The sequence below is a fragment of the Belliella marina genome (genome assembly GCF_042682445.1).
In the GTDB taxonomy this organism is placed as follows: domain Bacteria; phylum Bacteroidota; class Bacteroidia; order Cytophagales; family Cyclobacteriaceae; genus Belliella; species Belliella marina.
Genome location: NZ_JBHUHR010000001.1, coordinates 224163 through 234839, shown reverse-complemented (window position 1 = coordinate 234839; position 10677 = coordinate 224163). Strand labels below are relative to the sequence as shown.

Annotated in this window: 12 protein-coding genes; all 12 read right to left on the bottom strand. The window is 41.5% G+C overall.

All coding sequences use genetic code 11. The annotated features are described in order from the left end of the window. Positions 1–119 precede the first annotated feature (119 nt). The gene (locus ACFSKL_RS00940; protein ID WP_376882521.1) at positions 120–1319 is read right to left on the bottom strand and encodes a phosphoglycerate kinase; all 1200 of its coding nucleotides are present in this window, start codon (positions 1317–1319) and stop codon (positions 120–122) included. Between the two features lie 47 nt (positions 1320–1366). Beyond that, positions 1367–2332 carry an L-threonylcarbamoyladenylate synthase gene (locus ACFSKL_RS00935; RefSeq protein WP_376882519.1) on the bottom strand — a complete coding sequence of 322 codons (966 nt, stop codon included), beginning with the start codon at positions 2330–2332 and terminating at the stop codon, positions 1367–1369. A gap of 3 nt (positions 2333–2335) precedes the next feature. Continuing rightward, positions 2336–3007 (bottom strand): tetratricopeptide repeat protein, encoded by a 672-nt coding sequence (locus ACFSKL_RS00930; RefSeq protein ID WP_376882700.1) that lies wholly within the window; start codon positions 3005–3007, stop codon positions 2336–2338. 71 nt (positions 3008–3078) lie between these two features. After that, complete coding sequence (locus tag ACFSKL_RS00925) at positions 3079–3531, bottom strand: acyl-CoA thioesterase (RefSeq protein WP_376882516.1); 453 nt, start codon at positions 3529–3531, stop codon at positions 3079–3081. After that, a complete protein-coding gene (locus ACFSKL_RS00920; RefSeq protein ID WP_376882514.1) occupies positions 3531–4082 on the bottom strand; it encodes an NUDIX hydrolase in 552 nt (183 codons plus the stop codon). The genes ACFSKL_RS00925 and ACFSKL_RS00920 overlap by 1 nt, the downstream gene beginning before the upstream one ends. Positions 4083–4088: 6 nt before the next feature. Next, the gene (locus tag ACFSKL_RS00915; protein ID WP_376882511.1) at positions 4089–4676 is read right to left on the bottom strand and encodes a hypothetical protein; all 588 of its coding nucleotides are present in this window, start codon (positions 4674–4676) and stop codon (positions 4089–4091) included. Continuing rightward, positions 4676–6586 (bottom strand): RecQ family ATP-dependent DNA helicase, encoded by a 1911-nt coding sequence (locus ACFSKL_RS00910; RefSeq protein WP_376882509.1) that lies wholly within the window; start codon positions 6584–6586, stop codon positions 4676–4678. Before ACFSKL_RS00910 ends, ACFSKL_RS00915 begins: the two co-directional genes overlap by 1 nt. A 7-nt stretch (positions 6587–6593) precedes the next feature. Continuing rightward, entirely contained in the window at positions 6594–7016 is a 423-nt protein-coding gene (locus ACFSKL_RS00905; protein ID WP_376882507.1) for a hypothetical protein, read from the bottom strand. 153 nt (positions 7017–7169) lie between these two features. After that, positions 7170–7370: a hypothetical protein gene (locus ACFSKL_RS00900; protein WP_376882505.1), complete on the bottom strand. Its 201-nt coding sequence runs from the start codon at positions 7368–7370 to the stop codon at positions 7170–7172. Then, the gene (locus tag ACFSKL_RS00895; protein WP_376882503.1) at positions 7360–7737 is read right to left on the bottom strand and encodes a GxxExxY protein; all 378 of its coding nucleotides are present in this window, start codon (positions 7735–7737) and stop codon (positions 7360–7362) included. Before ACFSKL_RS00895 ends, ACFSKL_RS00900 begins: the two co-directional genes overlap by 11 nt. A gap of 80 nt (positions 7738–7817) precedes the next feature. Then, positions 7818–8597 carry an enoyl-CoA hydratase/isomerase family protein gene (locus ACFSKL_RS00890; RefSeq protein ID WP_376882501.1) on the bottom strand — a complete coding sequence of 260 codons (780 nt, stop codon included), beginning with the start codon at positions 8595–8597 and terminating at the stop codon, positions 7818–7820. Positions 8598–8676: 79 nt separating this feature from the next. Next, a complete protein-coding gene (locus tag ACFSKL_RS00885; RefSeq protein ID WP_376882498.1) occupies positions 8677–10632 on the bottom strand; it encodes a ComEC/Rec2 family competence protein in 1956 nt (651 codons plus the stop codon). Positions 10633–10677 lie beyond the last annotated feature (45 nt).

Genomic DNA, 10677 nt, shown 5'->3' with positions numbered 1-10677 from the left:
CCGTTCCTGCCTGCCGGCAGGCAGGTTGACAAAGTGAGAATAGTCGAACTCAGGTTCATATATAAAAAAAAACCGCCATCTTCTCAGACAGCGGTTTTTTTTTATGTTTCAAACAAATCCTAAGGCTCCAAAGCAGCTACCCCAGGGAGCACCTTGCCTTCCATGTGCTCCAGCAATGCACCACCTCCGGTAGAAACGTAGGACACTTTGTCTGTAAAGCCAAACTTATTGACTGCTGCTGCAGAGTCACCTCCACCAATCAATGAAAATGCACCTCCTACTGTCGCTTCTGCAACGGCTTCAGCGATGGCTACTGTACCATGCACAAAACTACTCATCTCAAATACACCCATTGGACCATTCCAAAGAATAGTTTTTGAGCTTTTGACAACTTCGGCAAATTGCTTTCTGGTTTCTGGTCCGATATCCAATCCCATCCAACCGTCAGGAATCTCACCACTCACTGCCAATCCCTGCTCAGCATCATTGGCAAAAGCTTTGGAAATCACAGTATCGACAGGAAGCACCAGGTTAACGCCTTTTGACTTGGCTTTCTCCATCAGTTCCAATACATAGTCCAGTTTGTCCATCTCACACAGAGAGTCACCGATCGATCCGCCTTTGGCTTTGGCAAAGGTGTAAGACATCCCTCCACCAATAATCAAGTTGTCTACTTTATCCAACAACCTTTCAATGATCAATATTTTATCCGTGATTTTGGCACCTCCCATGATGGCAGTATAAGGTCTTTCCGGCAATTCCATTACCTTATCAGCATTCTCCAATTCTGATTGCAATAGATATCCACATACTTTGGTATCGAAAAATTGGGCAATGACTGCTGTAGAAGCATGCGCCCTATGTGCAGTACCAAAAGCATCATTGACATATACATCTCCCAAAGCTGCCAATTTTTTTGCAAAAACCTCATCACCCTTTTCTTCTTCTTTGTAGAATCTAAGGTTTTCCAAAAGCAAAATCTCTCCCGGTTGAAGACCTTGTGCCAATTGCACGGCTTCCTGTCCAATACAATCCGGTGCAAACTTCACTTTTGTCCCTGCTGATTTTTGCAATTCCGTCACTATGTGTTTCAAGGAGTATTTATCGGTTGGTCCATCTTTTGGTCTTCCCAGGTGGGACATCAAAATAACCGACCCTCCATCTTTCAATATTTTCTGAATGGTAGGAATCGCTGCACTGATCCTGGTTCCATCAGACACATTCAAATGCTCATCCAATGGGACATTAAAATCAACCCTCACCAATGCTTTCTTTCCAGAAAAGTCAAGGTTATCAACATTTTTAATTCTCTTGTTCATGTTTTATAGTGTTTATTAGGTTCAATTATCGATGATACTCAATGGGGCTATTGCTGCACTGCCGCCCTACGCAACCTGTCATTGACAGCTCTGCCGAGGCCTTCTTCCGGCAAAAGCTCTGCTAAAATTACAGAAACATCCATGCTATCCAAAATCCTCATGGATGCAAAGAGGTTTTTGGCCGCTTCATGGAGGTCTGCATTCGGACTGAGTATGATTTTTCTATTCTTTTCAACCGATTCATGGGAATCACTAAAGCTCATTACAGCAAATTCGATTCCTTTATTTGAATAAGTCTCTATAAGTTTATCCAATTCCCCCAAAACAAATGGCTTTGTCGGAGAATAGTGGCTTTGAAGCAATCCTGGAGCTTTGGGATTACTGGTAGAGTGGGCTATTTGACGTATTTTCCCTACTTTATCTTCGATCGATCTCAAATCTATCCCCCCCAATCTGTAAACGGTGACCTCTCCATTTTCCAGGCCAACTATGGTACTTTCCAAGCCCACTTCGCAAGGACCTCCATCTAGGATATAATTGACCTTACTTCCAAGTTGGTCATTTACATGGCTCGCTTGTGTTGGGCTGATATATCCAAATGGGTTTGCGCTGGGTGCTGCCAATGGAAAATCCAAAACCGACAGTAATTCCTTCGTCAACGGATGGGATGGAATCCTCACCGCAACAGTATCCAATCCACTTGTAACCAAATCCGGAACAATGCTTTTCCTTGGAAGCAATAATGTCAGGGGACCCGGCCAAAAAGAATCAGCAAGGACCTTTAAAGCATCAGGGACTTCAATTACGAAATCCAAAACCCTATCTACACTTGATGTGTGTAAAATCAGGGGATCAAAACTTGGCCTATTTTTAGTTTCGAAAATTTTAGAAACTGCGTTTACATCCAGTGCATTTCCCGCAAGGCCATAGACTGTCTCTGTAGGAATCCCCACCAGGTCTCCAGCTTCCAGTATTTGCTTCGCTTTTGCAATATCTTTTCCTATCTCTGCCATCCATCAATCTTGACAAAAATCATCAACCCATGTTTTGGCATCTTCATACCCCAAGCTCAAAGCCATTTTCAGGTTGGCACATCCATCTTCCTTCTGTCCAAGTGCACTCAATTGGGTCACTCCCAAGAGATAATATGCTGCCCCATTCTCCCCATCCAAATTAATGGCATTGACCAAAGACTCCATTCCTCCCAGTGGATCATTATTCCCCAATTGTGCTTTCGCCTTATTGAACTGTACCAATGCCTGATTGGGGTTGACTTGAAGTGCCAAATCAAAATCCATCACCGCATCCTCATACTCCTCCAATGCCAAAAGTGCCAATCCCCTATTGTAGTAAATATCTGTCTGTTGTGGATCCAGTCCATTGGCAAAATTATAATCGCGGACTGCCTCTTTGTAGGCTTTCTTCTCCAAATAGGCATTTCCCCTATTAAAAAAAGGCTTGTATGAAGTAGAATCTATATTTATAGATCCTGTAAATGCGACAACAGCCTCATCAAATTTCCCTTGCTGAAATAGTGCCACACCTTTTGCATTGTGGGCGGAGGTATTGAGTTCATTCTTTTCAATCACCCGATCAAAATAGCCTATCGCTTTGGAAAACTCTGCTTTTTCAAGTGATTCTACTCCATGGTCAAACAACTCTTGCTCCGAAGCACCACATCCAGCCATCAAAATGACTGCCAATATCCAAAAGATTCTTCTATTCACGTCTCTATTATTTTGGGTGCAAAGATAAGGATTTATCCTGCTACCGAAGAGCTGTTTTTCATTTTTGATGCGTATTCTTTTGGGACCGGCACGGGCTTCATCGTCTTCATATCTATGCACACCATAGTAGTACTAGCCTTGGCAAAAATCTTCTCTTCCCCATCATGGGTTTGCCCCAAAACCACCTGCTCAAGGACAAATGATGAGTTGCCAACATGGGTACATTTGATATAGACCACAGGAGAGTCATGGGCATGTATCGGTGTGAAATAATCAATATTCACATTGGCCACTACCGTACCCAAAGTCATGATATCCCAATCGCAAACCTTATATAGATACGCTGCACGTGCATGCTCGAAATAGTTGAAATAAATCCCATTATTCACATGCAAATAACCATCAATATCAGAGTACCTGACTTGGATTGGCACAAAAAAAGAAAAGGAGGATTTCACCTCCCCTATCGTCATTTTCTTCATCATCACAGCGCAAATTCTGACCTACTCGTTTTTTCCAACATCCTAAGAATGGACGGATTGTGTCCCACCATGTCATCTACCGAATCAAACGGTATCCATGCCAAGTCTGTGCTTTCATTGCTGATGGTCAAGGGTTCGTTCAACTCAGCCTCTATCAGATACCTGACATCGTAATGGAAATGCTCGGGAATATCTCCCTTTTGGGGAATGATATGTTTATCAATATCAAATATCCCATTGCCAACCAACCTCAGAGATGTCAACCCACTTTCTTCCCGCGCTTCCTGCATAGACACTTCCAGGAGATTTTCCACTCCATCCGCATGCCCTCCCAACTGTAACCAACGGTTGAGTTTTTTATGCAATGTCAGTAAGGTATGTGTTCTTCTTTTGTTGACTATCCAAGCAGAACCTGTAAAATGACCTTCCAGTCTTGATCTCAAAAATGCAGAATCATCAAAGGTCAACTCAATAAATTCATCAACAAATTCCGACTCTTCTTCAAAGGGTGTTCTGTAATTTTCGAGACTTTGCCTCAATATTATTCTATCCATGGGATACTAATTTTCAAATATGTCTTCAATAAACTGCTCAAAAGGCCTCGCTTTTGAGTAAAGATGGTCAGAATATACTGTCACCAGAATTTTAAGAAAGCTAGGCTTTTCATTGACGCTAACCTTCTCCACACTTACATTTCCGTAGAGTTGGTCTATCCTTTTGGAGATATCGACACTACCCATTGGGGGTTTAAAATACTGCTTTTCTGTAGTCTTCACATCATCATTAATCTCTTCAATTTTCCTGTCCAAACTGATTTTTTGATATCCCAAATCTAACATTCGCTGACCAAATGCAAAGAAAAGTTGGGAAAAACTTTTCGGATCAAAGGGGCTTTCATACGAAACTGCAAAACCATTGGCATATGGAGAATTCAAAATATGCACCTCAGGGGCTGCATTCATACCTGATGTTTTGAAATGATAATTCTTCTGAACCAAATCCATCAAAAACTTCCCTTCCTCAGAACCCAACCACTGCCGCGTATATTCCTCAGCATCATGGGATTGGGTGAAATTCTCCCTGTGCTTGATCGGTGATTTTTTGTTTGGGAATATTTTCCCGATAATATCATCAATAAATGAGGCCATTATTTTTTCAGTTTGTATGTACCATCCGGCTCAGAGACTATTTTCCCTTCATCCTCCAAATCCCTCAAGACACTGAGTGTATCCTGATCATCTTTCAGCCCAGGCGCATTTGACAGGGACTCTAGAGAAAACGTTTTTCCATCACTTAAAGTTTGAATGATTTTTGACCTAAGCTCACGATCCATCTCCTCTCCCTGCTTTCTCCGCCGAACACATACATCGCATATCCCGCAAAAGTGATCACTTTTTTCTCCAAAATACTGTGAGATCTGATTGGCCCTGCACAGGTTTTCGTTCTGGATGTATGCCACCATAGAAGCCGCTTTGGAAATTGCATTTTCCCTTCTTTCGGCAATCCTTTTTGTATCCAATGGCAGCTTCCCGGCATCATAGCGCGGTGTAAGGAACGTCACTTGTGGTTTTTCTTTCCTTTTGTGGTAAGCCAATACACCAAACTGATCCAACAGTTCCAGCTGCTTCACCAACTCCCCTTCGGGGATATTCAGGGTTTTGGAGAGCTTTGGCTCTTGGATCTTGATATACTCCATAAAAAGCTCTCCGCCATAGGTCCTCAAAAGGGCTTTAATCAAAGGGTCCAACCGGGCATTTGCAATCTGAAATTCATAAAGCTTAGATTGGTTGACCAGAAAATGTATAGTCGATGGAGAGAAAAAGCTTTCATTCAATTCCACCAAACCTTCTTCCTGCAGCACTTTCATGGCATTGTAGGTAAGCAAGACATCCAGTCTATAAGTCTGGCAAAAATCAGTCAAATCGAAATCGTAACTAACAAAAAGACTGCTCCCTACCGCAATTCTATATTGGTTAGCCAAAGACTGATAGACCTTTTTCAAATAATCTATGGGGGGATATGCCAATGCCGCCCTCTCGGTAAGCTTCTGGATATCCTGTTCGTTGGTCAGCAGAACCCCATACGCCTTGAGCTCGTCCCTGCCTGCCCTACCCGCTTCTTGGTAGTAATTCTCCAGGTTTTCGGGCAAATCCAAATGAATCACCATGCGGACATCAGGCTTGTCTATCCCCATTCCGAAAGCATTGGTGGCTACCATGACACGGATTTTGTTGGCTTTCCACTCTTGCTGCCGCAGCTCACGGGTAGCCGTATCCAACCCTGCATGATAAAAGGTAGCCGAAACACCCATTTGAAATAGCTCCTTTGCAATCTCTTTTGTCCCTTTCCTATTTCTTGAATAAATGATCGCAGAACCAGGTACTTTACTGAGTATTTGGATAGCCTTTTCGATTTTGTTCTCAACCAACCGTACCGAATAGCTTAAATTTTTTCTGGAAAATGATTTGACAAAGACATTGGGATTTTTGAGCTCCAACTTTTCTATGATATCATCTTTTACTTTCAAAGTAGCCGAAGCGGTCAATGCCATGCAGGGCACATCTGGGTGGTATTCCCTGATCTTGGCAATCTCCAAGTATGGCGGTCGAAAATCATACCCCCACTGGGAGATACAGTGTGCCTCATCGATCGCTATGAGATTCACATTCATCCTCTTAAATCGCTCGATGAAAATCTCAGTCTTCAACCTTTCGGGAGAGACGTAAAGAAATTTATAATTCCCATAAACACAATTGTCTAGGATTGTGTCAATCTCTCGTTTGTTCATCCCCGAATATACTGCAGCTGCGAGGACTCCCCTTTTCCTCAAATTGTCAACCTGATCCTTCATCAATGCGACAAGTGGACTTACCACCAAGCATATCCCTTCCTGGGCCAAAGCAGGAACCTGAAAACAGATGGATTTCCCCCCACCTGTTGGCAATAAAGCAACACAGTCCTTCCCTTCCATCGCCGACAGGACGATATCCAATTGGGACGGCCGGAAATCTGCGTACCCAAAATACTTTTGGAGGATTTGTATTGCTTTGGTTTTCATGTATAAACTATCTGCTCTGTTGTATATGCGGGAGATTTCTTTTTTGAAGAAATTTAATATCAAAATCAACACATCCCACTTCTGCGGTAATCTGCGAGATCTGCGGGAAATAAATTAAAGCCCACGGATTGCGCTGATATTCGCTGATCCCTTTTTGAAGAAATCTAATATCAAAATCAACCCATCCCACTTCTGCGGTAATCTGCAAGATCTGCAGGAAATTAATTAAGGTCCACGCATTGCGCTGATTTTCGCTGATCCCTTTTTGAAGAAGTCTAATATCAAAATCAACCCATCCCACTTCTGCGGTAATCTGCGAGATCTGTGGGGAATAAATTAAAGCCCGCGGATTGCGCTGATTTTCGCTAATCCCTTTTTGAAGAAATCTAATATCAAAATCACCCCATCCCCCTTCTACGGTAATCTGCAAGATCTGCAGGAAATAAATTAAAGCCCGCTGATTGCGCTGATTTTCGCTGATCCCTTTTTGAAGAAATTTAATCTCGAATCAACCCATCCCACTTCTGCGGTAATCTGCGAGATCTGCGGGAAATAAATTAAAGCCCACGGATTGCGCTGATTTTCACTGATCCCTTTTTTTAAGAAATCTAATATCAAAATCAACCCATCCCACTTCTGCGGTAATCTGCGAGATCTGCGGGAGATAAATTAAAGCCCACGAATTGCGCCGATTTTCTCTGATCCCTTTTTGAAGAAATTTAATGTCAAAATCAACCCATCCCACTTCTGCAATATCTGCCGGAAAATCATTTCTATAATCCATTTACTTTTCTAAATATCCCATCATTAATCCTTGCCACATTGAAATTCACTAAAACACCAAGTTTTAATTCCGTAATTTTCAAATATGTCAATATCTGTTTATGATGAACTTCGGCAAGTTTTTCAACTGATTTGACTTCGATAATTACTTTGTTTTCTACCAGCAAATCTATTCTAAACCCCAAATCCAATTTAACATCCTTATAATACACAGGCACTGGAACTTCACGCTTAACATCAAGTCCTTGCTTTATCAACTCCCACTCTAAAGCAGCCACATAGACAGACTCTAACAGTCCTGCTCCCAATCCGTTGTATACATCATAAATAGCACCTCTGATTTTATATGAAATGTCATTTTCCAACATAGTTATTTTTCAGAATCATTTCATTTACATAATTACATTTCTTTCGGGCTGTTTATTTTTCCAACAACTTAACCCAAATCTTACCAACTAAGCGACTCTTTGTTCAAAAACGCAGCGATTCCCTTTTTACAATCAAAGGAACTTCTTGCTTTAGCATTCATAGAAGCTGCATATTCCAAGCCATCTTCCAAACTTTTTTCCTGAACCCTGGCGATCATTTCTTTGGTCAAACCCATCGCCGTTCCCGAATTTTGGGTCGCCAATTTTTGAGCATAATCAAACACCCTTTTTCCCAATTCCATTTCATCCACAATCCAATTGATCAGTCCAAATTCCTTGGCCTCAGAAGCCGAAACAGGATCCGCATCCAACAACAGCTGTTTTGCCTTACCCTCACCTATTTTTCTCAAAAGAAATACCTTGACGATCGCAGGCACAAAACCAATCTTCACTTCTGTGTATCCAAACTTGGCATCAGGCACTGCAAACACAAAATCACAAACGGTAGCCAAGCCGCAACCTCCTGCCAAAGCATGTCCCTGCACTTGGGCTATTATCACTTTGTTGAAAGTGTATATCTTATAAAACAAGTCCTTCAAACCCCTGCTATCTTCAAGGTTTTCATCATAGGTATTTGTTTGCATTACCTGCAATGACTCCAAGTCTGCACCAGAACAAAACACTTTGCCCGTTGCTTTGATGACAACAATCTTGACTTGGTCGTTATTGGCAAAATCAGCCAAGACCGATTTCATTCCTTCTACCATTTCGGCATTTAGTGCATTTCTTTTTTCAGGTCGGTTCAATACCAAGTAACCTATCCTTTCTTGGACAAAACTGTGTATTGGTTGCTTCATCATCCTTAATTTGGGTTTCGTTTGATTAATTGATTTTCATCCTTACGGAAAGATAGAGGAGAACATCCGCTCTTCCAAAAGCTTATTCCTGAAATATCAATTTATAGGCACTATCCCCAATTTCCAAACTATCCTTTTCAGAAAGCCCAACCCAAATACCTTCTTCATACCGAAAAAAAGACAAAACCCCACCTCCAGTCTTGATTAACCCTGAGCTAGAAATTTCCATTACATCTTCCTGACCAGGCAAGCAAACCAACAATCCCCCATCATAACCAAAAGCACTCAACGGGAGGCTATTGTAAACTTGACTGGCCATTCTATTTGGCATTACCTTATAGGACAAATCCGATTGCCTAATTCCAGCATCAAAGAAATATCTATCCCGATAATCCAAAGCCAAACCCTCAGCTACACTGTAGATAACCAAATCTTTGTTGTCTTTTTGAAATATCTGAGAAAACTGGAAAACCCCATATGTTAAAAAAACGGTCATCAATGCATAGACCTGCCATTTTTTTGGTTTGGTGCAAAGCAACAAAAACAAAAAGAGCACGGTGAGATACATGATCATAAAATCAGTTTTCAGGAAAATGTCTCCAATTTTCGCAAAAGGGAAACCCTGTATCCCAAAAATCAACAAATTGACCAATATTATTAATTTCTCGGTAATCCATGCCAGAGGAACTGCCAAAAATGATATTTCGGAAAGAAGCATAAAAGGCACACCAAAAGCCATAATCAAAAATGCCCCCGGTATAGCCACTAAGTTGGAAAGGATGAAGTAGGTTGGAAAGACATGAAAATAATGGGCTGAAACCGGAAATGTCATCAACTGGGCAGCGACTCCTACCGTGCTTATTTGCCAAACATATTCCAAAATCCTTGACTTTGGAAGCCACAATTTCACCAAAACCGGCTGAATCAATAGAATCCCCGTCAACGCCAAATATGAAAGTTGGAATCCAACAGCATAAACCAAAAATGGATCAAAGACCAACAAAACCAAAGCTGACAATGCAATGGCATTGAAAATCGAAGGACTTCTGGATTTCATTTGGGCCAAGGCCATCAGGGAAAACATGGTCGCTGCCCGCATGACTGAGGGGGACATTCCCGTCAAGAGCGCATACGCCCAAATCAAAAGGATGATCAAAGAAAGATAAACAACCCTCCTCCAAACCTTCAATCGATAAGGTTTGATAAATAGGAAAAAGAAACCATAAATAATCCCGACATGCAATCCCGACACAGCCAATACATGCATGGCTCCAGCCGTGACATAAGCTTCGTTCACTTCTTTTTCAAGATTTTTCTTCTGCCCCAGAAGCAATGCCTTTGCTACTTGGTTGGCATGGCTATCTAGGATCAAACTATCCATATTCCGCATGATTCTAGACCTGATCCCCAAGAAGTAATCTTCAATCGGCTGAATAGTTTGTTTGCCTACTTTCAAAAAGTTGTCACCTATATAATGACTATGTCCAATTTGCTGCCTAAGCATAAAATCTTTGTAATGAAACTCATTGGGGTTTTTGGGAGGATCGATTTGCTGGGGAGCACCAGAAACAATCAGCAAATCACCTGGATCCATACCTCCAAGACCTTTGTGATACACCTTCACTTCTGCATTGACTTCTAATTTTGCACCAACCGAATCCATCACCGCCAATACCTTTACCCTATTTGCGATAGAATTGGGTTTGGGCTCATCATTTGCCAATACCACTGCAAAATATGAATTCACATTACCTTCATAATTGAGCAAATGATCCTTTTGGTTGCAAATATCTTTGGTTGCGGTCAAGACAATCCCTGCAAGGATCAACTGCAAATAAGCTAAAGCCGGAATCATAGTGCCGAAAGAATAAACCTTATTTGCCTTATTGACCAGAACCAATACCAGGTAGGTCAAATAAACTCCCGACAAAGCAAGTCCCAGCCACATCAATGGCACTTCCCCAAAAACCGGGTATAACAATACTCCCAAAACAAAAAAGAAGGAGTATCTTAAAAAAGGGAACTCACTAAATCTCATAAACACGAAAAGTTTAATTCAATTTAATGAATAAAAATGAAAAAA